At 58.1% G+C, this 24,044-nt stretch carries 24 protein-coding genes; 8 read left to right on the top strand and 16 right to left on the bottom strand.

All coding sequences use genetic code 11. The features are described from left to right. Positions 1–85: 85 nt before the first annotated feature. From HKD40_RS11320 to coxB, 10 genes are all read right to left on the bottom strand, one after another. Positions 86–706 carry a GNAT family protein gene (locus HKD40_RS11320; protein WP_169195870.1) on the bottom strand — a complete coding sequence of 207 codons (621 nt, stop codon included), beginning with the start codon at positions 704–706 and terminating at the stop codon, positions 86–88. Positions 707–711: 5 nt separating this feature from the next. Next, the gene (locus HKD40_RS11315; RefSeq protein WP_169195869.1) at positions 712–1,974 is read right to left on the bottom strand and encodes a pitrilysin family protein; all 1,263 of its coding nucleotides are present in this window, start codon (positions 1,972–1,974) and stop codon (positions 712–714) included. A 41-nt stretch (positions 1,975–2,015) separates the two neighbouring features. Further along, entirely contained in the window at positions 2,016–3,410 is a 1,395-nt protein-coding gene (thrC, locus tag HKD40_RS11310; protein WP_169195868.1) for a threonine synthase, read from the bottom strand. Positions 3,411–3,488: 78 nt separating this feature from the next. Further along, the gene (locus tag HKD40_RS11305) at positions 3,489–4,268 is read right to left on the bottom strand and encodes an SURF1 family protein (protein ID WP_169195867.1); all 780 of its coding nucleotides are present in this window, start codon (positions 4,266–4,268) and stop codon (positions 3,489–3,491) included. A gap of 63 nt (positions 4,269–4,331) precedes the next feature. Beyond that, positions 4,332–5,168, bottom strand: coding sequence for a cytochrome c oxidase subunit 3 (locus HKD40_RS11300; RefSeq protein ID WP_169195866.1), 837 nt, complete (start codon positions 5,166–5,168; stop codon positions 4,332–4,334). A 2-nt stretch (positions 5,169–5,170) separates the two neighbouring features. After that, entirely contained in the window at positions 5,171–5,734 is a 564-nt protein-coding gene (locus HKD40_RS11295; RefSeq protein WP_169195865.1) for a cytochrome c oxidase assembly protein, read from the bottom strand. Beyond that, positions 5,734–5,919: a hypothetical protein gene (locus HKD40_RS11290; protein ID WP_169195864.1), complete on the bottom strand. Its 186-nt coding sequence runs from the start codon at positions 5,917–5,919 to the stop codon at positions 5,734–5,736. Before HKD40_RS11290 ends, HKD40_RS11295 begins: the two co-directional genes overlap by 1 nt. Positions 5,920–5,921: 2 nt before the next feature. Next, positions 5,922–6,815, bottom strand: coding sequence for a heme o synthase (locus tag HKD40_RS11285; protein WP_169195932.1), 894 nt, complete (start codon positions 6,813–6,815; stop codon positions 5,922–5,924). 101 nt (positions 6,816–6,916) lie between these two features. Then, a complete protein-coding gene (gene ctaD, locus HKD40_RS11280; RefSeq protein ID WP_169195863.1) occupies positions 6,917–8,611 on the bottom strand; it encodes a cytochrome c oxidase subunit I in 1,695 nt (564 codons plus the stop codon). Positions 8,612–8,634: 23 nt separating this feature from the next. Beyond that, positions 8,635–9,492 (bottom strand): cytochrome c oxidase subunit II, encoded by an 858-nt coding sequence (gene coxB, locus HKD40_RS11275; RefSeq protein ID WP_248306027.1) that lies wholly within the window; start codon positions 9,490–9,492, stop codon positions 8,635–8,637. 426 nt (positions 9,493–9,918) lie between these two features. Here coxB and HKD40_RS11270 point away from each other — a divergent pair, with 426 nt between their 5' ends. After that, positions 9,919–10,371 (top strand): invasion associated locus B family protein, encoded by a 453-nt coding sequence (locus tag HKD40_RS11270; RefSeq protein ID WP_169195931.1) that lies wholly within the window; start codon positions 9,919–9,921, stop codon positions 10,369–10,371. A gap of 212 nt (positions 10,372–10,583) precedes the next feature. Here the strand turns inward: HKD40_RS11270 and HKD40_RS11265 are convergent, their stop codons facing one another. Continuing rightward, complete coding sequence (locus HKD40_RS11265; RefSeq protein ID WP_169195861.1) at positions 10,584–10,847, bottom strand: DUF1127 domain-containing protein; 264 nt, start codon at positions 10,845–10,847, stop codon at positions 10,584–10,586. Positions 10,848–10,998: 151 nt separating this feature from the next. Between HKD40_RS11265 and HKD40_RS11260 the strand changes: the two genes are divergently transcribed. The 4 genes from HKD40_RS11260 to HKD40_RS11245 are packed head-to-tail and all read left to right on the top strand — an operon-like array spanning position 10,999 to position 14,964. Next, the gene (locus HKD40_RS11260; RefSeq protein ID WP_169195860.1) at positions 10,999–11,886 is read left to right on the top strand and encodes a LysR family transcriptional regulator; all 888 of its coding nucleotides are present in this window, start codon (positions 10,999–11,001) and stop codon (positions 11,884–11,886) included. Positions 11,887–11,925: 39 nt separating this feature from the next. After that, positions 11,926–13,539: an exodeoxyribonuclease VII large subunit gene (gene xseA, locus HKD40_RS11255; protein ID WP_169195859.1), complete on the top strand. Its 1,614-nt coding sequence runs from the start codon at positions 11,926–11,928 to the stop codon at positions 13,537–13,539. A gap of 47 nt (positions 13,540–13,586) precedes the next feature. Next, entirely contained in the window at positions 13,587–13,808 is a 222-nt protein-coding gene (locus HKD40_RS11250; RefSeq protein WP_169195858.1) for a DUF2093 domain-containing protein, read from the top strand. Next, a complete protein-coding gene (locus tag HKD40_RS11245; protein ID WP_169195857.1) occupies positions 13,759–14,964 on the top strand; it encodes a hypothetical protein in 1,206 nt (401 codons plus the stop codon). Before HKD40_RS11250 ends, HKD40_RS11245 begins: the two co-directional genes overlap by 50 nt. A 3-nt stretch (positions 14,965–14,967) precedes the next feature. Here HKD40_RS11245 and HKD40_RS11240 read toward each other — a convergent pair whose 3' ends face one another. Then, positions 14,968–15,207: a DUF4170 domain-containing protein gene (locus HKD40_RS11240; protein ID WP_169195856.1), complete on the bottom strand. Its 240-nt coding sequence runs from the start codon at positions 15,205–15,207 to the stop codon at positions 14,968–14,970. 12 nt (positions 15,208–15,219) lie between these two features. Further along, the gene (locus HKD40_RS11235) at positions 15,220–16,059 is read right to left on the bottom strand and encodes a 3'(2'),5'-bisphosphate nucleotidase CysQ (protein ID WP_169195855.1); all 840 of its coding nucleotides are present in this window, start codon (positions 16,057–16,059) and stop codon (positions 15,220–15,222) included. Positions 16,060–16,314: 255 nt separating this feature from the next. Between HKD40_RS11235 and HKD40_RS11230 the strand changes: the two genes are divergently transcribed. Further along, a complete protein-coding gene (locus tag HKD40_RS11230; RefSeq protein WP_169195854.1) occupies positions 16,315–16,827 on the top strand; it encodes a DUF6101 family protein in 513 nt (170 codons plus the stop codon). A 169-nt stretch (positions 16,828–16,996) separates the two neighbouring features. Here the strand turns inward: HKD40_RS11230 and ubiA are convergent, their stop codons facing one another. From ubiA to mutL, 3 genes are all read right to left on the bottom strand, one after another. Continuing rightward, positions 16,997–17,923 (bottom strand): 4-hydroxybenzoate octaprenyltransferase, encoded by a 927-nt coding sequence (ubiA, locus tag HKD40_RS11225; RefSeq protein WP_169195853.1) that lies wholly within the window; start codon positions 17,921–17,923, stop codon positions 16,997–16,999. 141 nt (positions 17,924–18,064) lie between these two features. After that, positions 18,065–19,612: a VOC family protein gene (locus tag HKD40_RS11220; protein WP_169195852.1), complete on the bottom strand. Its 1,548-nt coding sequence runs from the start codon at positions 19,610–19,612 to the stop codon at positions 18,065–18,067. Positions 19,613–19,782: 170 nt separating this feature from the next. Next, positions 19,783–21,687: a DNA mismatch repair endonuclease MutL gene (mutL, locus tag HKD40_RS11215; protein WP_169195851.1), complete on the bottom strand. Its 1,905-nt coding sequence runs from the start codon at positions 21,685–21,687 to the stop codon at positions 19,783–19,785. A 245-nt stretch (positions 21,688–21,932) separates the two neighbouring features. Here mutL and HKD40_RS11210 point away from each other — a divergent pair, with 245 nt between their 5' ends. Together HKD40_RS11210 and HKD40_RS11205 are read left to right on the top strand one after the other, a co-directional pair. After that, the gene (locus tag HKD40_RS11210) at positions 21,933–23,534 is read left to right on the top strand and encodes an alpha/beta-hydrolase family protein (RefSeq protein WP_248306026.1); all 1,602 of its coding nucleotides are present in this window, start codon (positions 21,933–21,935) and stop codon (positions 23,532–23,534) included. Between the two features lie 20 nt (positions 23,535–23,554). Further along, positions 23,555–23,989, top strand: coding sequence for a nucleoside deaminase (locus HKD40_RS11205; RefSeq protein WP_169195930.1), 435 nt, complete (start codon positions 23,555–23,557; stop codon positions 23,987–23,989). The last annotated feature ends 55 nt before the right edge of the window (positions 23,990–24,044 follow it).

Here is a 24,044-nt window from a genome sequence, read left to right as displayed (position 1 = left end):
TCCTCCAGAGGATCGATTAACTTGGTACGGGAGAAACCATGACGCGACAAGCTTCTGACATTGTTGCGAGGAAGCAACATGTGGATCAGACGTAGCGCTGCGTTGATTTTTGCCAAGACAACATCATCCAGCGCTCGCGCGAAAGCCCCATTAAAATATGGTCGGCCCAACGCCCGTCGATCTGCAAATAGTGGTCGGCAAACCCCTCTTCCTTGAAACCATTCTTTTCGAGAACACGGCGGGACGCGCGGTTGTTCGGAATGAAGGCCGCGTGGAGGCGGTGTAAATCCAGCGTCTCAAAGGCGAAGGGTATGAGGAGTGCGACGGCACGACTCATAATCCCCTGCCCCGCATAGCGTTGGCCCATCCAATAGCCAAGATTGGCGAACTGAGCGGCACGGCGGCGGATGTTGGAAAGCGTCACACCGCCAACGAGGATATCCTTTTGTCCGTCGTGGAGGAAAACGAAGAACGTATAGTCCGTGCCTTCTTCCGCCTCGATGCGCGCGCGCTTGACGCGATGGGCGTAGATACGTCGCGCCAAATCCTTTTCAGACCAGCGGGGTTCATAGGGACGGAGGAAATCATAGCTTTGCCGACGCAGCGTTGCCCACTGATCGTAGTCGCGCATAGCGGGCAAGCGGAGGGTAATGTCTCCGGCCTTTAACACAACCAGCGATGCTGGAGATGACCAAGGCCAGAGCATGATGATTACCGCTTTAGGGTTTCGCCAATGGTTTGAACGTCGGCCAGATGATCAATCGGACCGATGCCGGCCAGTGTGGGGACACCGGTGGTGAAGATTTGTTCCGCCACTTCCCGCACGCGCGCCGCAGTGATGCGGTTGATGCGTTCCACTGTTTCAGCCATCGGGATCGTGCGGCCCCAAAGGATCTGCTGACGGGCCAACTGGCCAGCGCGCGCCGATGGGCTTTCGAGCGACATGAGGAGCCCGGCGCGAATCTGATTGCGGACGCGCATCACTTCTTCATCGGTGATGGTCTCGGTGGCACGACGAAGCTCATCGAGCACGACAGGGATCAGCTCGGGCACTTCTTCTTCGCCGGTTGCTGCTGCAACGCCGAAGACGCCGCTATCGGCGAAGGCCCAGTGGAAGGCATAGACCGAATAGCAAAGGCCACGCTTTTCACGCACCTCTTGGAAGAGACGCGAGCTCATGCCGCCGCCGAGAATGGAAGCGAGCACTTGCGAGGCGTAGAACCCATCAGAATTATAGGCGCGGCCCTGGAAACCCAGAACGATATGGGCCTGCTCGTGATCCGAGGAGACACGCGCTTCCCCGCCCTGATATTCGGCGCGCTGCGGCGCTGGAGCGCCATTTGGCGTCAAATCAGCAAAGCGGCTGCGCGCGACCTCGACAAGGCCATCGTGATCGACATTGCCAGCTGCGGCCAAAACCATGTGGTCGCCCACATAGTTGCGGCGCATATACTTGTGGACCGTGTCGGCAGAGAACTCCCGGACCGATTCCGCAGTGCCCAAAATGGTGCGGCCAATCGGCTGATTGGGGAAAGCAGCCTGCTGGAACATGTCAAAGACATAGTCGTCGGGATTGTCGCGGGCAGCGCCAATCTCCTGAACAATCACCTGCTTTTCGCGAGCGAGTTCGTCTTCATCGAACTTGGAGTTCTGCAGAATGTCGGAGAGGATGTCGGCAGCGAGAACGACGTCGTCCTTGAGCACGCGAGCGAAATAGCCTGTGTGTTCAATGGAAGTCGCAGCATTGAGATCGCCGCCCACATTTTCAATTGCTTCCGCAATTTCGAGCGCAGTGCGGGTGTGCGTCCCCTTGAAAGCCATATGCTCCAAGAGGTGCGAGACACCATGCTCGGTTTTGCGCTCGGAGCGCGCACCGGCGCGGACCCAAACTCCCAGAGAAGCGCTTTCCAGATGCGGCATGTCATCAGTCAACACGACCATGCCGTTATCAAGAGTAGTCGATTTTACGCTCACACTGGTCCTCCTGAGCCTTCAGCCGAAGCTGCAGCCCCTTGTTAGTTCGCGCGGCTACGAGCGCCGATAAAATCTTCGATCAATTGTTGATCATTCGCAAGGACAGTTAGCCGTTCTTCACGATCGTAAAGATCCGCCAACCACGATGGAAGCGGAGGATTGATGCCGGATGCGGCTTCAACTGCTGCCGGGAACTTGGCCGGGTGCGCAGTCGAGAGCGAAATCATCGGCACTTCAGACTTTGGCTGAGCCTGTGCCACGCCAACGGCGACCGCCGTGTGAGGGTCGAGAAGATAAGCACTCTGGGCTTGCGTGTCCGCGATAACCTTGCTGGTTTCCGCTTCGCCGGTGGTCCCGGCTGCAAAGTCCTTGCGGATGGCCGCAATGGCATTTGCTGGAAGATCGAACCCGCCAGACTGCTTCAACCCAGCCATCATGCGCGATACGCCTTCAGCATCACGTCCGGCGCTTTCAAACAGCAAACGTTCAAAGTTCGAGGAAATCTGAATATCCATCGATGGCGAGATGGTCGGCGCGACGCCGTTCATCTCATAGCGACCGGTATCGAGGGTACGACGCAGGATGTCGTTGGCATTGGTGGCGATGATCAGTTTTTCGACCGGCAGGCCCATCTGCTTGGCGCAGTAGCCTGCAAAGACGTCGCCGAAATTACCGGTCGGGACCGTGAAACTCACCTTGCGATGCGGCGCGCCAATCGCGACAGCCGAGGTGAAGTAATAGACGATCTGCGCAACAATGCGGCCCCAATTGATCGAGTTGACGCCCGACAGGCGCACGCGATCGCGGAAAGCATGGTTGTTGAACATGGCTTTGACGGCGTCCTGACAATCGTCAAAGGTGCCTTCAAGCGCGATATTGTGAACGTTGGAATCGAGCACGGTCGTCATCTGACGACGCTGAACTTCCGACGTACGCCCCTTGGGGTGCAGGATGAAGATGTCAGTGGTGTCGCGGCCACGGAAGGCTTCAATAGCCGCTGACCCCGTGTCGCCTGAAGTGGCGCCGACAATGGTTGCCCGCAGGCCGCGTTCGGCCAGGATATGATCCATGATGCGGCTGAGGAACTGCATCGCCACATCCTTGAAGGCCAAGGTCGGGCCGTGGAACAGCTCGAGGACGAAGTGGCCGGGCTCAAGTTCTACGAGCGGCGCCACCGAAGGATGGCGGAAAGTGGCGTAAGCTTCCTCGATGATGCGCTTTAGGGTCTCGGCTGGGATTTCATCGCTAGTGAAGCGAGAGATCACTGCATAAGCGACCTCCGCATAAGGCTTACCAGCAAAGCTCGCAATTTCCGCATGAGTGAACTGCGGCCAAGTTTGCGGCACATAAAGACCACCGTCCGAAGCAAGACCTGCGAGAACGGCATCGGAGAAACCAAGCGCAGGCGCCTGGCCGCGCGTAGAAACAAACTGCATCGAGGGAAAGCGCCCTTTTAGAATTGCTGCAACCTAGTCAAAGCCGACGAGAGCTGCAAGCTTTCGCCACAGTCAAAGTCAGACTTCTCTTCGCGCCTGTCGCCAGAGCCAATAGCCCAGCATTAGAACAGCGATGATGGCGAAACCATACCAAGTCATGGAATAGCCAAGGTGATTATTGGTGAAGGTGACTTTCGTCTCGCCTGCCTGTGGGAGAACGCCGGGTTCACCCGCCAGCATATCAACGTAAAACGGCGCCAGTGGAGCCAAGGCAGGATCAACCATTGTCCCCATGCGGGCGATGTTGCGAACCCATTCGACCCGGTCTGAGGTATTGGGTTCTGGGGTCATCCAGCCAAGCTGTTCATCCTGACGCCAGAGGCCAACAATCGTGATCGTTTCCGGATCATCGCCGTGCAGGTCGCCAAGCGCTGCCTGTTCCTGAAATTCTTGTGGAACGTAGCCACGGTTGACGAACACCGTGCCACCATCGACCAACTCAAACGGGGTGACCACCCAATAGCCGGGCCCCTTGTAGGGACCACGCGGATCGGTGAGGCTGGTGAAGACAGTTATGGTCTGCGTGTAGCGGAATGTGCCGGTTAGGCTGACCGGGGTAAAATTCCAGTCATCGGGCTCAAGCTGCTGCCACTGGTCGACGCTCGGTACGGGGACTGGCTCCGCATCCAAACGCTGATCGACAGCTGCGATCAACGCCTCCTTCTCAGCCAAGCGGTCCATCTGCCAGCCGCCCAAGAACACGCATGTGCCCGCGAGGGCCAGCATGATCGCGGCGAACAAATAGTCGGTCAACTTCAAACCGCGGCGCTTTGGCAAAACAGCTGAGGGCGATGGCATCGTCAATCTCCAACAAAAAAGGGCGCAGCAATGCCGCGCCCCTATTCATGTCTAAGCCGAGGCTTAGTGGCTCAGGGCAACGCCCCATGCACCCCAGATATAGATGGTGGCGAAGAGGAACAGCCAAACAACGTCCACGAAGTGCCAGTACCAAGCAGCGAACTCGAAGCCGAGGTGACGCTGTGGGGTGAAATGGCCCTTCATTGCGCGAAGCAGGCAAACGGCCAGGAACACCGTACCGACGATCACGTGGAAACCATGCAGACCGGTCGCAGCCACGAAGGTCGAACCGTACATGTTGCCAGTGAACGAGAAGCCAGCGTGGCTGTATTCAAGGTACTGAACGTAAGTGAAGACAACGCCGAGAGCGACGGTGAGTGCAAGACCCCACTTGAGACCCTTGCGATCACCTTCGAGCAGCGCATGGTGTGCCCAGGTCACGGTGGTGCCCGAGGTCAGCAGCAGGAGGGTGTTAAAGAGTGGCAGGTGGAACGGATCGAAAAGTTCGATGCCGGTTGGTGGCCAATGACCGCCGGTTGCCGCGACACGAGCGTACTGTTCAATATCATCGTAACGGAAGAAACCGTCGAAATATGCCCAGAAGACACCGGCGAAAACCATGACTTCCGAAGCAATGAACAGGATCATGCCATAGCGGTGGTGCATAACCACGACTGGGGTATGATCAACGCCGTTCTCGGCTTCCTTAACAACGTCGCTCCACCATGCGTACATGGTGTAGAGCACACCGGCGGTGCCGATGGCGAAGACCCATGGGGTCCAATTCTGCATCCAGAAGATCGCGCCTACCGCCATAATGAAGATTGCGGCGGACATGACGAACGGCCAGGGACTGGGTTCGACCATGTGATATTCATGGTTCTTTTCTATGGCGGCCATGTTCAGCTTCCCTCACTGTCTGAAGCGTAGAAGGTATACGAGAGTGTGATCTCTTTTATCGTGGCGAGTTCGTGGTTCTCGTCCAGATCGGGATCAACGAAAAATACGATGGGCATTTCCACGGTTTCGCCCGGCTGCAGTGTCTGCTCATTGAAGCAGAAGCACTGGATCTTATTGAAATAGATACCAGCTTTATCCGGAGCCACATTGAACACAGCCATGCCGGTCGTAGGCTTATCGGAATTGTTGGTCGCTATGTAATTCACAGTACGAACCTGACCGATCTGGTCGGTCGAGATCGGCGCAGCTTTCACGGTCCATGGCAGAGCACGATCAACATTAACGTCGAAGCGCGTGCTCATGGCGCGGTCGATAACACCCTTGGGGTTACCGTCGGCATTTTGTGTCGTGCCACCATAACCAGTGACCTGGCAGAACAGCTGGTAAAGCGGAACAGAAGCAAAAGCCAGACCCACCATGCCGATAGCAAGCGACGCAAGAACAATACCTGTGCGCTTATTCTTCGGATTCTGGGGAGCGTGACTTAGACCTGCAACGTCAGCCATTACAGCGCCCGATCAAAGATTGCAGGACCAAACTTGACGATGGTCAGCACGTAGAAGGTGATGCAGAACATGGCCAAGGCCAGCGCCAGCGCCCAAGAGCGACGGGCCCGCTGCTTGCGGAATGCGAGCATCTGTTCTTCGGTCAAATCGTTTGGCGCAAGCTTTGCGCCTACTAATTTGCTCATGGTTATAGGACTCCCATGCGCAGAGCAAAATTATCGACGAGCAGGGCCAAAAAGAGGATGGCCAGATAGCTCAACGAATAGGTGAAGAGACCACGGGCACGTTTGCGCATTTCAACGCTTTCGTTTGCCAGCAGCAGACGGGTGGCGTGCCAAACAAAGCCAACAGCCACAACAGACGCAACCACACCGTAAATCCAGCTCGAGAACCCGAGAAGGATTGGCGCAACGCTCGAGAGCGCCAGTAGCAGCGAATAGACGAAAATCTGAACGCGGGTGGATTTTTCACCAGCAACGTTTGGCATCATAGGAACGCCAGCCGCGCCGTAGTCACCCTGCTTGTAGAGCGCCAGCGCCCAGAAATGCGGAGGGGTCCACAGGAAGATGATGAGGAACAGCGAGAAGCTGACCCAAGAGACGTCACCGGTCACGGCAGCCCAGCCAACCATTGGTGGGAAGGCACCAGCGGCGCCGCCAATAACGATGTTCTGCGGCGTCGTGCGCTTGAGCCACATCGTGTAGACGACGACATAAAAGAAAATGGTGAAGGCGAGGAAGGCTCCAGCGAACCAATTGGTCGCGAGCGTCAGCAACATCACCGAGAAAACGGACAACACCACACCGAAGGTCAGCGCATCATTGCGCTGCATACGGCCGGCTGGAATAGGACGATTAACGGTACGGCTCATGATGGCGTCGATATCGCTATCGTACCACATGTTAAGCGCACCAGAGGCACCTGCGCCAATGGCGATACAGGCAATGGCGATCAGCCCAACAACGGGATGGATCGAGCCTGGAGCAACCAGCATGCCCACCAGACCAACGAATACGACGAGCGACATCACGCGCGGCTTCAGCAGCGAGATATAGTCCTCTACGCGTGCTCCGCCCGCCATCACGGTCGAATTTGTATTGTTGTCGATATAGGCCACTGGACTTTCCTTTAGAGCGGACCGCGTCGTAACGCGGCCCGCAGAGTTCTAATTATGCCGAACGCTTAGTGAGCGTCTTTGCTGTCAATGCGTGGCAGGGTCGAGAACTGGTGGAACGGCGGTGGGGAGGACAGGGTCCATTCCAGGGTCGTTGCACCATCACCCCACGGATTATCACCAGCTGGGCGCTTCTTACGGGCAGCTTCCCACATTGCGTAGAAGAAGATGACCATAGCGACGAAGGTGATGTAGTAGCCGATCGAGGAGACACGGTTCCACAGAGCATAAGCATCCGGATAGTCGACATAACGACGCGGCATGCCAGCAAGGCCGAGGAAGTGCTGCGGGAAGAAGATCAGGTTCACACCAACGAACATCACCCAGAAGTGCAGCTTGCCAAGGAACTCGGAGTACATGTGGCCGAACATCTTGGGGTACCAGTAGTACCAGCCAGCGAAGATCGAGAACACAGCACCCAGCGACAGCACGTAGTGGAAGTGAGCAACCACATAGTAGGTGTCGTGCAGAGCACGGTCAGCAGCAGCGTTCGACAGCACCACGCCGGTTACACCACCAACGGTGAACAGGAAGATGAAGCCGATTGCCCAGAGCATTGGGGTACGGAAGGTGATCGAGCCACCCCACATTGTCGCGATCCACGAGAAGATCTTAACACCCGTTGGAACCGCAATAACCATGGTTGCTGCAACGAAGTAACGCTGTACGTCGAGGCTGAGACCCGTGGTGTACATGTGGTGAGCCCACACAACGAAACCAACGAAGCCGATAGCAACCATAGCGTAAGCCATTGCCATGTAGCCAAAGACTGGCTTGCGGCTGAAGGTTGCAACGATGTGGCTGATGATGCCGAAGCCCGGCAGGATCATGATGTAAACTTCAGGGTGACCGAAGAACCAGAACAGGTGCTGGTACAGGACCGGATCACCACCGCCTTCAGGCGAGAAGAACGAGGTGCCGAAGTTACGATCGGTAAGCATCATGGTGATCGCGCCAGCAAGAACTGGAAGCGCGAGCAGCAGCAGGAACGCAGTCACGAGAACCGACCAAGCGAACAGTGGCATCTTGTGCAGGGTCATGCCCGGTGCACGCATGTTCAGGATGGTGGTGATCAGGTTGATCGCGCCAAGGATCGAGGAGATACCAGCAACGTGCAGTGAGAAGATCACGAAGTCAGTTGCAGGACCTGGGTGACCCGAGGTTGCCAGTGGTGGGTAAGCCGTCCAACCGCCACCGAAGCCCATTGCGCCCGATGGACCTTCGAAGAACATCGAAAGAACAGTGAGCAGCAGCGCTGGAGGCAGGAGCCAGAAAGCGATGTTGTTGATACGCGGGAACGCGGTATCCGGCGCACCGATCATCAGCGGAGCGAAATAGTTGGCAAAGCCACCCATGGTCGCAGGCATAACGGTGAAGAACACCATGATCAGAGCGTGCGCGGAAACGAACACGTTGAACATGTGCTTACCAGCATCCAGGGCAGCATCGCCATCAACGCCGTAGGCCATTGCAGCCATGCCGTGGAAGATCTGAATGCCAGGCTCTTGCAGTTCGACGCGCATTGCGCCCGAAAGCAGGCCACCGACAACACCAGCAAAGATCGAGAAGATCAAATACATGATCCCGATGTCTTTGTGGTTCGTCGAGTAGACCCAACGGCGCCAGCCGGTCGGGGTGTGATGGTCATGCGAGGCATGATCATGCCCGGTCGCATTGGCCTCGAGGTGAGCAGTATTTGCCATGTGTGTTTCCTCTGACCCCTAAATTACAGTGCCGGCAGAAGTGCTACAGAAGCACCGTAGTCACGGCTTTCGGCGAATGCCTTAATGAAGGTGTCGAATTGTTCTGCGGTCACAACGCGCACGCCGATTGGCATGTAAGCATGATCCTTACCGCACAGTTCGCGGCACTGACCATAGAACATACCAGTTTCACGAGCATTGAACCAAGTTTCGTTCAGGCGACCCGGAACAGCATCCATAAGAACGCCGAAGGACGGAACTGCCCAAGCATGGATCACACCCGATGGGCTTGCAGTGACCTGCAGACGAACGGTTGCACCAACTGGAACGATCAGGTTGTTATCAACAGCAAGCAGCCGTGGTTGACCATCCTGAAGGTCGGCATCGCGAACCATGTTCGAGTCAAAGCCAACGCCCTGATCGACATATTCGTAATTCCAGTACCACTGCTCACCCGAAACCTTGACGGTCAGCGACGCAGCTGGAACTTCGACTTCACCCATGGAGAAGACGTTCGCACCAAGATACTTACGGTCGCCATCTGGCGTGGTCATCTGATCAGAGAGAACGCCGAAGGACGGGATCGCAATGATCACGAGAATCAAGACCGGTAGAACGGTCCAAACGATTTCGATGAGCGTGTTGTGCGTGAAGCGCGCAGGAACCGGATTTGACTTTGCGTTGAAACGCAGAGCCACGATTATCAAAAGCGCAAGCACGAAGAGAACGATCAGCGTGATCGTCCACATCAGCACACCATCGTGGAATGCTGTGATTGAGTCCATGATCGGAGTCACGGAACCCTGGAGATTAAACTGGCCTGGGGCGGGCTGCCCCGTGCCGAGCTCCTGGGCACCCGACACCGCTGGCAGAAGTGCCATTGCGGCCGCGGAAACGGCACCCATCTTTTTAAAGAACTGCCCGGTCACCATATACCCCCTTGTCGACATGTTCTGGCGGCTATCACCGAGAATGAGGGGGTTTGAATAGCGGCATAGCTAACGCCGCCCCGACTCAACCTCGGAGCGAAATACTCTGGAAAGACCGTAAATCATATAGCCGCACGAGAGTCTATTGCGGCCACACTCAACTCTCGTGCGGCAAAAGGTGCCGACAGGACACCCTTTCGCCTCATACTCGCCTTGTTTGACCGTAAAAAAGAGCCGGAATACGGGGCTTTGGTTGACACCGCCGAGGCTTTTTCGGCAACTGTGCACGTTGGGAAATCAATCCCGATTCTCAGGAGAGGTAATAGAGTGTTGATCTGGGCAAAACGGATTGGTCTCCTGAGCGCGGCTCTCGCCGCCATGAGCGTTTCACCAGCGCTGTCGCAAGGCACCATTCGTGCCGAACATGGCGACTGGCAGCTGAGCTGTGACACCCCACCAGGGGCGACCGCTGAACAATGTGCCATCATTCAGAATGTCTTGGCTGAAGATCAGCCCAACGTTGGCCTGTCGGTTATCGTCTTAAAGACTGCTGACGGAGAAGCCCGTTTGCTGCGCGTTCTGGCGCCTCTCGGCGTGCTCCTGCCGAATGGTCTGGGCCTTAACGTTGACGGCACGGACATGGGCCGCGTCGCATTCGTGCGCTGCTTGCCGAACGGCTGCATCGCTGAAGTTGAGCTGGACGACGAATTGATCTCGACGCTGTCAGAAGGCAGCGAAGCAATTTTCGTCGTGTTCAAAACCCCTGAAGAAGGCGTGGGCATTCCGGTGTCCTTGGCCGGCTTTAAGGACGGGCTTGCAGCTCTTCCCTAAGAGACTGATTTAAAACTGTGAATTGAGCGCGTTGCAGACCTCTGCAGCGCGCTTTTTGTATTCCCGGACAAAAAAATGCCGGGTCCTCGAAAGGATACCCGGCGAGTTGTCAGGAAACGGGACTGGAGGACCAGTCCTTTCGTAGGCCGGGATGAGGCAATCACCCAGACCAACGCCGTGAGCAGATCCAAGGACCTGCTAATCTCGTTTGGCTACAGCTGCGCGCTACGGGCGCGGGCAGCGTTCAACACCATTGCTGGCGTGCGCGCACCGGTTGCCTGATGCGCATCAGTAATATCTGACCTGCTGATCCCTAGATCACGCAACAGATGTGGTTCGAGCTCAGATAGCGGACGCAGGGCCACGCCGCGACGGCGATTGGCTGCGGCATTTTTGATCCAGCGCACGAGAATGCGGACGGGATTGTATGACGAGCCAGCCGTGACTGACTGCTCGCCGGGGAGCGAGAGAGCCATCTAAAGTCTCCAATTGCGAAAGGATGCCGCCGGTCGGGAGGTGGCGGCCGTCGCTGAAATGCGCCGATGTGATGGAGATAGAAGCTAGACAGCCATTCGTCCAACAAATAGATTTCATTTTTGTGATCAATATTTGTGATGGAAAGCAATCATGGCTTCCCCGCTCGACCTCGATCAGCTGCAAAGCTTCTGTGCCATTGCCGATTGCGGAAGTTTCACCGAGGCGGCGCGCCGGGTGAACAAGACACAATCTGCAGTATCCATGCAGATTAAGCGGCTCGAAGAGCGCCTCGGCCACCCGCTGCTCACGCGCGACGGCCGCACCGTCACAATGACCCATCACGGGGAAATTCTCTATGAGCGGGCGCGCAAAATGCTGCGCACCAATGCTGAAATCCTTGATCAATTCAACGATGCGGACCTTGCAGGTTCTATCCGCTTCGGCGTGCCGGACGATTATGCGGTGCGCCTGCTGCCGGTAATTCTCTCAAGTTTTCAGCGCACCCACCCCAAGATCGCGGTTGATGTGGCCTGCATGGCCTCAGAAGAGCTGATCGCCGGCCTTAAGGCCGGGCGCTATGACCTTATTGTGTTCACCCAAGGCACCCAGCAGAACTTTGGCGAGCTGTTCCGCACCGAGAAAATGTTCTGGGTGGCGAGCCACGGCGGCCGCGCCATGGCCAGTGAACCCATCGCAATCGCCTCCGGGCCATCGTTTTGCCGGTGGCGCAAGGACGCCTTGGCGGCGCTCGATCGATCGAACATCGATTATCGCATCGCCTATACCTCGTCCAACGCCACAGCGATCAGCTCGGCGGTTCTTTCCGATCTGGCCATCGGCTTTCTGCCGGAAAGCGCTTTGCAGCCGGGTATGCGGGTAGTTGGCGAGGCGCAGGGCCTCCCGCACCTTGGCGATGCGCAGATCGCCCTGCTGCGGGCCTCCCACGCTTATGGCGGCATCTATGACGCCCTAGCCAAACATATTGTACAATCCATGGGCAATCTTGATCAGCCACAAAGCTTGGACGCCGCCGAGTAGCGGCTTGACGATCCGCACTCTTTTATCGCACCAGAGGACATGTCTCAGGTTCTGACCAATGCATCCGAGTTTACCGTCACCGAGATCGCCCACGCGGTAAAGCGGTCGGTCGAGGACGAGTTCGGTCATGTCCGCGTGCGCGGTGAAATCTCCGGCTTCCGGGGCCAACATTCCTCGGGTCACGCCTATTTCACCCTTAAGGATGAAGGCGCGACGATTGACGCTGTGATCTGGAAGGGGAGCTTTTCCAAGCTCAGCTTCAAGCCACAAGAAGGGCTTGAGATTATCGCGACGGGTCGCCTGACGACCTTCCCGCGTTCTTCTAAGTATCAGATCGTTATCGAGAATATCGAACCGGCTGGTGCTGGCGCGCTGATGGCGCTCTTGGAAGAACGCCGCAAAAAGCTTTTGGCAGAAGGTCTGTTCGCGCGCGAGCGCAAGCGCCCCCTGCCCTATCTGCCGCGCGTTATCGGTGTGATCACATCACCGACCGGCGCGGTGATCCGCGATATTTTGCACCGCCTCGATGACCGCTTCCCCAGCCATGTGCTGGTGTGGCCCGTGCGCGTTCAGGGGGAAACCAGCGCGCCAGAAGTTGTCAATGCGATTGAAGGGTTTAACGCCCTCGAACCGGGCGGCGCTATCCCAAGGCCAGATCTGCTCATCGTCGCCCGCGGGGGCGGCTCGATTGAAGATCTTTGGGGCTTTAACGAAGAAGCGGTTGTGCGCGCGGTCGCGGGCTCCGACATTCCCGTTATTACCGCTGTCGGCCACGAGACCGATACGACACTTGTCGACTATGCCTCGGACATGCGGGCGCCCACGCCAACGGCTGCAGCGGAAGCCGCTGTGCCGGTTCGGGCCGAACTGATTGCCTATGTTGATGACCACGGCGGGCGTCAGCGGCAGGCCGCGCGGCGCATGTTGCTCTCGCTCAAGGATCGCCTCCGCGCCGCCTCGGCGGGGCTGCCCCGCGCCAGCGATTTGATTTCAAACCAGCGACAGTCTCTGGATCTGGCATCGAGCCAACTCTCTGGTGCGCTTCGACATTTCGTGCAGTCGCGCCGCATGGCCTTTGGCACAGCGTCGGGGGCATTGCAGCCGCGCATTATTCGCCAACGCCATAGCGAACTGAGCGATCGCCTCAAAAACCTTGGCCGCCACGCTGAAGGCGGACTGATGAAATCGGTTGAGCGCGCACGCCTCACCTATGATCCGCGCGCCCGGCGTTTGCCGGACGCAGCGCGAACCGCATTTGAGCGCAAACACACAGCACTCGCACGGGTTTTGCCACGCCTATCGCCACAGCCGTTGCGGGCCGATTTACGTCAGGCCCAGAGTCTTTTGGCGCCACTGGAAAAGCGCCTCGACATAACCGCCGCACAACTGACCCAAGGGCGCCGCCAGCAGGTCGATCAGCTGACCAAGCTGCTGGAAACATTGAGCTATCGGAATGTTTTGGCGCGTGGCTATGCCTTGGTGCAAGATGAGGCCGGGCAGATTGTGACCAGCAAAACTGGGGCTAAACCTGGGGATAGTCTCAAGCTCACTTTCGTTGATGGCGATTTGAACGCTACGGTTTCCGGCGCGCCACCAGCGAAACGCAAACCATCGCGTAATCCTGATGGGGGCGGGCAGGAAAGCCTCTTTTGAGGCTCCGGTGAATTGGCTATAGGACAGCACACGGCTAGGAGGTCGATATGAACATCTTCGAAAAAGGCTTCACGCCGAGCGAAGCGACCCTGCTTTATGGTGATGGCGACTATAAGCTTATTAAGTCAGGCACTTTCGTGCGCTGCGCCATAACCGGCAAGACCATTCCGCTCGACGAATTGCACTATTGGAGCGTTGATCGGCAGGAAGCTTACGCCGATGCTGCAGCGGCCACTGAGGCGTTTGAACGTTTCGGCCGAGGCAATTGAGTTGAGCGAGGCAACGACGCGTCAGCGCTTCCTCATCATCTCAAACGGGCATGGCGAAGACGCTATTGCCGCGCAGGTGATTTCCCAGTTTCCCTCCTCGATTGAGGCGGATGCTTATCCTATGATTGGCAGCGGCAAGGCTTATGACGGCATCTGCCGCGTCGTTGGCCCACGCGCGTCGCTGGCCTCTGAAGGCTGGCGCAATGTGAAGGGCTCACTGCGCCGCGATATCGTCAACGGCGGTCTGCTCACCGTTCCACCAGCATTGAAATTCCTGCGAAAAATGCGCGGGAACTATGATCGCGTCATCGTGGTCGGAGACATGGTGGGCGTGCTGGCTGGCCTCGTGACCGGCTATCGCGACTTGGTCTATATCGACGTTTATAAAACGGGCGCGGCGCGGCTCTATTCGGGCCTTGAACGCAAGGCCATTGCCAAGGCGTGTAGCCTCGTGTTCTGCCGCGCCGAAAACCTTTCTGCGATGTTGCGCGAGGATGGCGTTAATGCCTCCGCTCCCGGCAATCTGATGATGGATACCATTCCGCACGGATCCTATGACGCGGCATCGCGTCGACGCAGCGCTTTGGCGGTGACCCTGCTGCCCGGCAGCCGCGCCCTCACCGCTGAAAGTTTCGCGCTGCAAATCAACGGCTTGCGGCAGGTTGTGCCGGAGCTGATGCCGGATATTTTCCTCGCTGTTGCCGGTAGTGTGCAGATTGACGAACTGGCAAAAGCGGCCGGTCTGCAACGCTCGCATCACTTAAGCTCGGAACCCGATGACCTCGGGCAACTGACCGATGGTGACATCACCGTGCATATGGCGCGTGGCCGGGCGATGGGCAATCTCTTGGCCACGTCGGACTTTGTTCTGAGCCAGGCCGGGACTGCCACGATCCAATCGCTGGGCCTAGGCAAGCCTGCGATTACCTTTATCAATCAAAGGGATCGGCGTTCACGCTTTGAAGATGAGCAAAAGCTTTTCGGCGATGCCCGTCTTGTGGTGGACGCAGATGTCGACCAACTCGGCTCGGCCATTATCCGGCTGATCGGCAACCCAAAGTTGCGGATGCGTCTCGGGGCCATTGGCCAAAACAATATTGGCGGCCAAGGAGCCCTGACCGCCATATTAAATTCACTTGGAGTTTCAAAGACTTAGTTCTTACTGACCAGTTTGCTCTGGGTTGAGCAGGCGGTGCAGGTGAACAATGAAGTAGCGCGTCTGCGCGCTATCAACGGTCATCTGTGCCTTCTGCTTCCAAACCGCATAGGCAGCGGCGTAATTGGGATAAACGCCAACAATATCCACCTTATCGAGATCGGTGAAGGTCACGCCCTCAAGGCTCGATAGTTCGCCACCAATAACGAGGTGGAGGAGTTGCTGATCCGGTGTAGCAGCCATTCTATTCTCGATTCAGGTTGGTTGTTGGTCAGTTTCGCAACCCTGCGGTTCTGGACAACCATAAACCTTGATCAGGGCAGCGTGGATAACTGGTTTTAGGCTGATGTCCGAGAGGGCCGCAAGAGCCCCGTGACGCACATCTCGCTTGTTAAATTGGGGGTAGCCAAGGCAGACATCGGCAAAATCCATCCCCGCTTCGCTCAGGATTAGCGCGGCGGCGGCAATATCCCAATCTTGCGATCCGCGGCGCGAAACAGCGGCGTCCAGGCGACCGGTGGCGACCTGCACAAGGCGGTAAGCCAAGGATGGATAAGCAGGGCCGCGCGTGTAATCGAGGCCAGTGGCTTGAATTTCCTGATGAACTGCACCGGGCGCAGGGATCATCGGCAAAGCGCCCGCACGGCGGCTGCGCTGCAATGGGCGGGCGTTCATGCGCGCGCCACCGCCTTTAACAGCGTCATACATTTCGTCGAGCGCTGGGGCATAGACAACGCCGGCGACAGGAACGCCGTGTTCCACCACCGCAATGGAAATGGTCCAATATTCCTCGCCGCGCAGGAAAGCGCGTGTGCCATCAATGGGATCAACCACAAAGCAGCGGGCGCTATCGAGACGGCTAGGATTGTCGACGGTTTCCTCAGAGAGCCAGCCGTAGTCGGGGCGCGCCTGCAACAGGTTCGCGGCCAAGAAGCGATCGACCATTATGTCGGCTTCGCTGACTGGGGAGGAGTTCTCTTTGGTCCAAGTCTTTATATCACGACGGAAAAAGCTGGACGCAATGAGGCCCGCTGCGACCGCAGTGGAGCGGAGCAGCTCCAGATCATCACTGTAACTTCTGGAATAAGCCGGCATGGTTGCGGGGGTTTTAGGCCCGTTCCCGCCTGAGGACAAGTGCGCTCAAGGCAAGGGGGGGAAACAGTAGAGTAAACGCTCTGCCAATGGGCGCAGTTAACGGGTCATGACTCGGTGTTACGTCCTGCTAACCCTTCGGAAAAGCAAGATAAACTTAACCCAACCGATTAAGGGCCTAGGTAATCATCGGCGCTAAGTTGGGGGCATAACGGAGCACAAAAAAACAAGCTCTCGAAGTTACAGGAAGGCAGAAAAATGGTTTTTGGCGTTGCGATGGAAGGCTCCTCAGTTCAGCTCACCTTCACCCGTTCGGCACTCGCTGGGCAGCGTTTCGAAGGCGCAAACGACAACGGCCACCGCGAACCGGTGAAAACCGTTACCGTCCGCAAGCAGCTTGAACAGAGCGGCGTCGCCATTAAGGTGAAAGTGCCCGTGACTGAGTTCGTTGGTGTTGCTGTTGCCACCAAAATCTCGGACGAAGGCATGCTCACCAGCGTGATCGAACTCGTCCACGCAGACCATGAACTGAACTACAAAGTCTTTGAAGAAGAAGGCAATTTGAACGTCGTTGCCGAGTGGCAGAACTGGGGCAAGAAGCTCCGCCTGCCGCTGTTCATCAAGGCTGGCGATGGCTCTTACATGCCATACACGCAGCAGGTTGATGGCGTTATGGTCGGCCAGACCGCACCGCGCCGCCGCCTTGCCGCTGACGCAGCCCGCCGCCCGCGTTTCCTCAACCGCCGTCAGACCGGCCAGCTTGAGGCTTAAGAAGACCTCCATACCCATGCAGACCTATAGAAAAGGGTCAGTCGGTGGTGCGACTGACCCTTTCTGCATTTTGGTGGGGCCTTTTATGGGCCTCAATGGGCCTAGGCTTGGCACCTTGCCGGCACATTATGGCCTGGGGAATGGCCGCGCTTAGGCCGATAGGGGCGCGTTACCACACCCACTCGGCGAGCAGCGCCAGTGAAATAACAATGCCGACATAGTGGTTATTCTGAAACCGAACGAGCGGGTTATCGGCCTTGGTCGCGTCGAGCGTATAAAGCTGCCACGCCAAGAGCCCCGCACCGATGAGCGCGATGACGGCAAAGATCACCCCTGCCCCGGCCGTAACCGCTGCGGCGATCCAGAAAACAAAGGCGCCAACGTAGAGCGTGGCGACCGCAGGGCCGACATTAGCACCGAATAGGCGGGCCGTGGATTTAACGCCAACCAGCGCATCGTCCTCAACATCTTGCAGGGCGTAGATGGTGTCATAGCCGATGACCCAGAGAATCGTGCCCGCATACATCAGTATCGGTGCCAAAGTGAGCCCGCCGATCTGGCTCGAAAAGCCCACGAGTGCGCCATAGGAGAAGGCGAGGCCCAAAAAGGCCTGCGGCCACCAGGTGACGCGCTTCATAAAGGGATAGATGGCGACCAGAACCAGGGAGAAAACGCAGGCCCAAACGGTGAAGCGATTGAACTGGAAAAGGATAACAGCGGAGATCAAAGTCTGCGCGACGAGGAAAATCAGCGCTTGTTTGGCGGTGACCTGTCCCGAGGGAATCGGGCGCGAACGGGTGCGGGCAACCTTATCGTCGATGTCGCGATCAACAATGTCGTTAAAGGTGCAGCCCGCGCCGCGCATCAGGGCAGCACCAATCAGCATGAGAATGGCGGCGAACCAATCGAAGCCGCGCTCGGGCTGATAGACAGCGGCGAGGCCCAGACCCCAAACGCAGGGCCAGAACAAAAGCCAAATACCGATGGGGCGATCCCAACGCGCCAAGCGACCATAGGGTTTTACGGGTTCGGGCGCGTATTGATCGAGCCAATTGTTTTTCTTGGCGTCGGCAACAGTGCCAGGTGAAACAGCCATGATGACCCCTGCGAATATGGTTAGCGGAGTATTAAGGGGCTGGGCGGGTTGAGGGAAGAGGGTGTTTCGGACGGGGTGTGGATTGGGGGAAGTTCTGCCGCAGCCCTCGGGGGTGACCCGAGGGTTGCGGGCTTGGGGCGGCTAAGCGGCGGTGTTGGAGAGCCAAGTGCTAATGGCGGGCGCGTCTTCGGGCCCGAGGTCATGACCGCCGTTGACGATGTTTACGGTGACTTGCGCGCCGCGGTCCATCATGACACTTGCCAGTTTTTCGCCCTGTGCGCGGAAAGCGTCGGTCTCACCCAAGACAATCAACACAGAAACACCGGCCAAATCACTGTCTAGCAGCTCTGAGAGCACCATGACTGGGCGAATGAGAACCGCACGCTGCACAAGGCCGGGGTGGAGCAGCATAGCCGAGCTTAAAAGATTGGCGCCATTGGAATAGCCCAAAGCCACAAAGTGCTTTTCATCAAAGGCATAGGCCTTTTTGGCTTCTTCAAAGAAGGCCTCGAGCGCGCCGGATTCAAAGCGCACATCCTGCTGATCAAAGATCGAGGGACCAAAGCTGCGGAACCAGCGTTGCACGCCGCTTTCCGTGCTGCGACCACGAATGCCAAGCAGCGTCGCTTCGGGGGCGGCGCGATGGGCCAAAGGCATCAGGTCGGCTTCATTGCCACCCGTGCCATGCATGAGGGCGATGGCCATGCCATCGGCATTTTCAGGGGTAAAGATTCGGTGGGTGTAGATGAGGTCCCGATAGACCACGCGGTCTTCGCCCGGCAGACCAAACTGGGGCAGCATGACCTTTACCCCTTCCGGATCACTGGTGTCGGGCGGCACAAAGAGCGTTCGCCCAAGCTTTTCAAGGCTCTCGTCAGTGGTAAAGCCGGGGCCGTCGCTGGCCATTTCGATCAATGTTCCGCCCGGCTCGCGCACATAGAGCGAGGTGAAATAATTGCGGTCATGGACATTGGTGATGCTGGAATTGAGCTTGCGCAGCTCCTTTTCCACCGCCAGCACTTCGTCGGCATCGACAGCGCGGACCGCGACGTGATCAGCGGTTCCAGCACCCGCGACGCCGGGCCAGAAGCCAGAGGCGTCACGAATATCGAGCACATCGCCAATGTCGGAGGTCATGCGCACGATGGGGCCTTCGCGCCCGGCAGTCTTGAAGCCGAAATACTGGCTCATGAAGGCAGTGGTTTCTTCCTGAACGTCGGAGAGCATGGTGACGCCACGAATGCGGCGCACCGCGTGTTCGCTCGGAATATCGCCAACAGGCATATCGAGAGCGGGCAGATCAGCGCTGACCAGTTTCACCATCACCCCGTCCGGATCGCGCATGCGCAGAACCGTTTCGCCGAACTCCTGGCCCGTGCCTTCAACTTTGACGCCAAACAAGAGCGCGCGCTCGATCCAGAAGCCAATTGAGCCTTGCGACACGGCAAGTGCCATTTCGCTGACCTGCCCCGCGCCAGCCTGGCCCTTAGAGCCACCTTCCCAAGCAAGGAAAGTGATCAACGATCCGGGATTGGCGGCATAATCGCCGTAAAAGAGATGGAGCTGGGTGGCATCTTCATATCCGCCCGTGCGCTTCACCAGCCTCAGCCCGAGAAAACCGACATAAAAATCCACATTGGGCTGTATGGCGGCGGTGATCAGGGTGACGTGGTGAATGCCTGAAGTCATGCGCGGCTCCTAAATGTCCTACAGCGATAACGATAAAGCCTGAATGATAGATGCATCAATTCAGCAGCGGGAGGGGAGCACCGAATATTGGGGCAGGAAGTGTAGAGCCCTCGGGTCGAGCCCGAGGGTGACGGCTGGTGGGATGGAACGGTTCAGCGGCCGTACGCTTCTTATCGGCTGCGGCCGAAGAGGCGTTCGATGTCGTTTTTCTTGAGTTCGACATAGGTCGGGCGACCATGGATGCACTGGCCTGAGTGTGGCGTCGCTTCCATGTCGCGCAGCAGAGCGTTCATTTCATCGACGCGCAAACGACGCCCGGACCGTACTGAGCCGTGGCAGGCCATGCGGGCGATGATCTCTTCCATGCGGTCGGTGAGAGCGGCAGTGCTCTCCCATTCGGCGAGGCCATCGGCCAGATCTTGCACCAGCCCATGGACATCGGAATTGCCCAAAATGGCGGGTGTTTCGCGCACTGCAATGGCCCTTAGGCCAAAACGGTCGAGATAAAGCCCGAATTTTTCGAGCTGTTCGGACACCTCTTCAAGGCGCTGGCAGTCTTCCTCGGGCAGCTCGACAATGACCGGGATAAGCTGGGCTTGGCTCGCCACAGGACCGGACGCCATTTGCGCTTTAAAGCGCTCATAAACGAGGCGCTCGTGAGCCGCGTGCTGATCGACCAGCAAGAGGCCGGTGTCGTTTTGGGCGATGATGTAATTGTCAAACATCTGCGCCCGCGCGGTGCCGAGCGGAAATTCCTGGGCAGGCGGGGCCTCGGCAACGACCGTTTCAACGCGTGCGCTGGGGGCGGTGAAGCCGGAGAGAGCGCCGGGTTTGCCATCATAATTGAGCGGGGCGCGACCATCGTCCTTGCGGAAGAAGGAGCCGCCGGTGGCCGCATAAGTATAGGCTGGGGAGCGGCCAGCATCGAAGCCGGGGCTGGCATAATTGGTGGGGCGCGCGCCAAAATCCAAGGCGGGCATGGCGGGCGCGGCAAGGCCATCGCCCAGCGCATTGGGTGCGGAGAGTTCGGGTGCGGTGAACGCGCCTAAAATATCATCGGCAACGCTGGAGGAGGCTTTAAAGCCCGCTGCGGCAAGCGCCGCGCCAATGCCATTGATGACGGCGCTGCGCACCGCGCCTTGATCGCGGAAGCGAAGCTCGGCTTTGGCGGGGTGGACGTTGACATCCACCTCACCGGGATCAATGGCGATATAGAGGGCAATGACGGGGAAGCGATCGCGGAAGACATAGTCGGCGAAAGCGGCGCGCACGGCACCGACCAAGACCTTGTCCTTCACCGAACGACCGTTGACGAAGTAGAATTGGGAGAGCGAATTGGCGCGCGTATAGGTCGGCAGACCGGCCATGCCGGCAACGACCACACCATGGCGAGCCGAGGCCAGTTGCACAGCGTTTTCAACGAAATCGGCGCCCATCACCTGGCTGAGACGGCCCGCGAGCGCGCCTTCGCTGGAAAGGGCTGGCCAGTTCAGCGTCTGACGATCCGCGCCCTCGAGGATGAAATGGATTTCGGGATTGGCCATGGCCAGCCGCTTCATCACATCGGTGATGGCAGCGGTCTCTGACCGGGCAGTTTTGAGGAATTTGCGACGGGCCGGGACATTGGCGAAAATGTCCTTCACCTCGATCACCGTGCCACGGTTCATCGCCTTGGGCACAGGGCCGCTGCGTCGACCGTTATCGACGACGATTTCGAGCCCACTTTCGGCATCAGCCGGGCGCGAGGCGACAGAGAGGCGCGCGATGGAGCCGATTGAGGCCAGCGCTTCACCGCGGAAACCCATGGTGCAGATATCGTCGAGATCGTCACTCGCCAGCTTTGAGGTGGCATGCCGCTCGACCGACAGCAACAAATCGGCCTTGTCCATGCCATGACCATCATCGGTGATGCGGATGAGGTCCATGCCGCCATTGGCGGTGGTGACAGTGATGCGGCGCGAACCAGCGTCGATGGAGTTTTCAACCAACTCCTTCACAACGCTTGCAGGGCGTTCGACCACCTCACCGGCGGCGATACGATTGATGAGGTCTTCGGGTAGCTGGCGAATGGACAAGAGCGATTCTCCTTAGCCCAATTATAGGGGAGCCAGACCCGGCTGCCGACCCCTGCTGCGCCCCCTCGCCTATCGATGTTCACGACGTCGGCCACTTCAGCATTGACCCCAGCATCGTCTCGGGTTCTGCTAGCCCCATGAGCAATGGGCTGCGTCGGGCGTTCACGGACTGGGGACGCCGGTTAAATAGTTTTTGGGATGCGCTGGCAGTCCACCTGTCTCCGCCCGGCATGTTGGTCGGCGCGATGTTTTTTGCCGCCTCACTGACACCATCACTGCTGCCGCGATCCGAAGTTGCGCAAGGCGTGCTGTCGGGGGCGTGTTTTGCCGTTGGCTATGGCTTTGGCAATCTTATCCATTGGTTCTGGGGCTTTCTGGGGCTGCGAGTGCCGCCCGGCCGGATCACCCGTGTTTTGGGTATTACCGCTGCGCTGGGGTGCATCGCGCTGGTGCTGATCGCACTCTATTGGACGACCGGCTGGCAGAACTCGGTCCGCGCCGTCATGGGCCTGCCGGAGGTGGACGAATATCAGCCCCTCATCATCGCCCTCGTCGCAGCGCCCGTATCCATCGCCTTTCTGGTGGTTGGAAAAGCATTGGTCACACTCATTCGTCTGGTCTGGTCCTGGCTGATGCCGCACATGCCACGGCGGGTGGCCTTGGTCCTGTCGATCACGCTCGTCGGTCTGGTCGTGACTTTGCTGTTCAACAATCTGGTTTGGCGCGCTGCCTTGCGCGGTGCTGAGCGATTTTATGAGCAACTCGACGCGGTGATTTCGACCGATGCTGCGCCGCCAGCTGAGTGGCATCAAACGGGGTCCCCGCAGTCGCTGATTGAATGGGAAACCATTGGTCGCGACAGTCGTCGCTATCTCTTGGATCACAAGAGCGCCGAGGACATCACGCAAGTGACCGGCCGGCCAGCGATTGAACCACTGCGCACCTATGTCGGTCTGCGGTCAGCGCCCAATGTCGAGGCGCGGGTGCAATTGGCACTCGACGAGCTCAAGCGGATCGGAGCCTTTGACCGCGCCGCTTTGGTCCTTGCTATGCCGGTGGGAACGGGCTGGGTGGACCCTGCCGCGATTGATACGTTGGAGTATCTTTTCCACGGCGATGTCGCGACGGTTGCTGTGCAATATTCCTATCTCCCCAGCGTGCTCTCGCTGCTGATCGAGCCCGAATATGGTGCGGAAACGGCCAGTGCATTGTTTAGCGCCGTCTATCAATATTGGACGACGCTGCCCAAAACCTCTCGGCCCAAGCTCTATCTGCACGGGCTCAGCCTTGGCGCAATCGCCTCACAAAACGCCACGACCGTTTATGATGTTTTGGGCGACCCGTTTGATGGCGCGCTGTGGGCGGGACCACCGTTTTCGAGCCCGATCTGGAAACATGCGACGGACTTCCGCCTTGCGGGGACACCGCAGTGGCTGCCAAAGTTTGGCAATAGCTCGGCCGTGCGCTTCATGAACCAATCGCGCCCCGAAGACTGGGACGATACGCCATGGGGGCCGATGCGGATTGTGTTCCTGCAATACGCCTCCGATCCGATTGTGTTCTTCAATTTTGACACCGATTGGACGCGGCCTGATTGGCTGAGCCAACCCACCGGGCCCGATGTTTCCCCTGCGCTGAACTGGTATCCGATCGTCACCTTCCTACAGCTGGCGGTGGATGCGGCTCTGGCGCAAACTGCGCCCGTGGGGTACGGACACGTTTATTCGCCGCACGACTACATTGACGCCTGGGTGGCGGTCACCGATCCGCCGGGATGGGACGCCCAGTCCATCAATGCGCTCAAAGCGGCGATCAATATTGACGATTATCACCCGAGCAATCAGTGACTGAGACGACCTTAAAACCTATGGAGCTTGCTCTGTCGCTGGCCGAAGAGGCTGCAGCACTGGGGGAAGCGCCTGTCGGTGCGGTGGTTGTCGAGGGGACGCGCATTCTGGCTGCAGAACGCAATCGCATGCAGGCGCTGAAGGACCCAACAGCCCATGCCGAGTTTCTGGCCATTCGCACGGCCCTGGCTGTTCGCGGCACGGGGCGGCTCGATGGATGCGATCTCTATGTGACGCTGGAACCCTGCGCCATGTGCGCCGGGGCCATCGCCCACGCCCGAGTGCGGCGCGTCTATTATGCGGCTGAGGATGTGAAGGCCGGTGCTGTCGAAAACGGCGTACGCCTCTTTGATCAGCCAACCTGCCACCATCGACCCGAAGTTATTTCGGGCCTATCGGCGGAGCGCGCAGAAAATATGTTGATAAGCTTCTTTCGAAAACTACGTACTTCGTAGTTGAATCATCGCGTTAGGCTGCGAGCTCTGCTCTTTGGCAGTAAATTCTGATTTC

This window comes from Devosia sp. MC1541, assembly GCF_012847305.1.
Lineage (GTDB): Bacteria > Pseudomonadota > Alphaproteobacteria > Rhizobiales > Devosiaceae > Devosia.
The sequence above is the reverse complement of the archived record's forward strand: the minus strand, read 5'-3'. Positions and strand labels throughout refer to the sequence as shown.

Excerpts from the sequence above, each read along its gene's own strand:
- HKD40_RS11295 (WP_169195865.1), bottom strand. The coding sequence starts at position 5,734 with ATGGCTGACGTTGCAGGTCTAAGTCACGCTCCCCAGAATCCGAAGAAT.
- HKD40_RS11320 (WP_169195870.1), bottom strand. The coding sequence starts at position 706 with ATGCTCTGGCCTTGGTCATCTCCAGCATCGCTGGTTGTGTTAAAGGCC.
- HKD40_RS11205 (WP_169195930.1), top strand. The coding sequence starts at position 23,555 with ATGGAGCTTGCTCTGTCGCTGGCCGAAGAGGCTGCAGCACTGGGGGAA.
- ctaD (WP_169195863.1), bottom strand. The coding sequence starts at position 8,611 with ATGGCAAATACTGCTCACCTCGAGGCCAATGCGACCGGGCATGATCAT.
- ubiA (WP_169195853.1), bottom strand. The coding sequence starts at position 17,923 with ATGGCTGTTTCACCTGGCACTGTTGCCGACGCCAAGAAAAACAATTGG.
- HKD40_RS11270 (WP_169195931.1), top strand. The coding sequence starts at position 9,919 with ATGAGCGTTTCACCAGCGCTGTCGCAAGGCACCATTCGTGCCGAACAT.
- HKD40_RS11230 (WP_169195854.1), top strand. The coding sequence starts at position 16,315 with ATGGTTTTTGGCGTTGCGATGGAAGGCTCCTCAGTTCAGCTCACCTTC.
- HKD40_RS11285 (WP_169195932.1), bottom strand. The coding sequence starts at position 6,815 with ATGGCGGGCGGAGCACGCGTAGAGGACTATATCTCGCTGCTGAAGCCG.
- HKD40_RS11240 (WP_169195856.1), bottom strand. The coding sequence starts at position 15,207 with ATGGCTGCTACACCGGATCAGCAACTCCTCCACCTCGTTATTGGTGGC.
- HKD40_RS11210 (WP_248306026.1), top strand. The coding sequence starts at position 21,933 with ATGTTTTTTGCCGCCTCACTGACACCATCACTGCTGCCGCGATCCGAA.
- HKD40_RS11305 (WP_169195867.1), bottom strand. The coding sequence starts at position 4,268 with ATGCCATCGCCCTCAGCTGTTTTGCCAAAGCGCCGCGGTTTGAAGTTG.
- HKD40_RS11290 (WP_169195864.1), bottom strand. The coding sequence starts at position 5,919 with ATGAGCAAATTAGTAGGCGCAAAGCTTGCGCCAAACGATTTGACCGAA.
- coxB (WP_248306027.1), bottom strand. The coding sequence starts at position 9,492 with ATGGCACTTCTGCCAGCGGTGTCGGGTGCCCAGGAGCTCGGCACGGGG.
- HKD40_RS11265 (WP_169195861.1), bottom strand. The coding sequence starts at position 10,847 with ATGGCTCTCTCGCTCCCCGGCGAGCAGTCAGTCACGGCTGGCTCGTCA.
- HKD40_RS11260 (WP_169195860.1), top strand. The coding sequence starts at position 10,999 with ATGGCTTCCCCGCTCGACCTCGATCAGCTGCAAAGCTTCTGTGCCATT.
- HKD40_RS11300 (WP_169195866.1), bottom strand. The coding sequence starts at position 5,168 with ATGGCCGCCATAGAAAAGAACCATGAATATCACATGGTCGAACCCAGT.
- thrC (WP_169195868.1), bottom strand. The coding sequence starts at position 3,410 with ATGCAGTTTGTTTCTACGCGCGGCCAGGCGCCTGCGCTTGGTTTCTCC.
- HKD40_RS11245 (WP_169195857.1), top strand. The coding sequence starts at position 13,759 with ATGCTGCAGCGGCCACTGAGGCGTTTGAACGTTTCGGCCGAGGCAATT.
- xseA (WP_169195859.1), top strand. The coding sequence starts at position 11,926 with ATGTCTCAGGTTCTGACCAATGCATCCGAGTTTACCGTCACCGAGATC.
- HKD40_RS11235 (WP_169195855.1), bottom strand. The coding sequence starts at position 16,059 with ATGCCGGCTTATTCCAGAAGTTACAGTGATGATCTGGAGCTGCTCCGC.
- HKD40_RS11250 (WP_169195858.1), top strand. The coding sequence starts at position 13,587 with ATGAACATCTTCGAAAAAGGCTTCACGCCGAGCGAAGCGACCCTGCTT.
- HKD40_RS11220 (WP_169195852.1), bottom strand. The coding sequence starts at position 19,612 with ATGACTTCAGGCATTCACCACGTCACCCTGATCACCGCCGCCATACAG.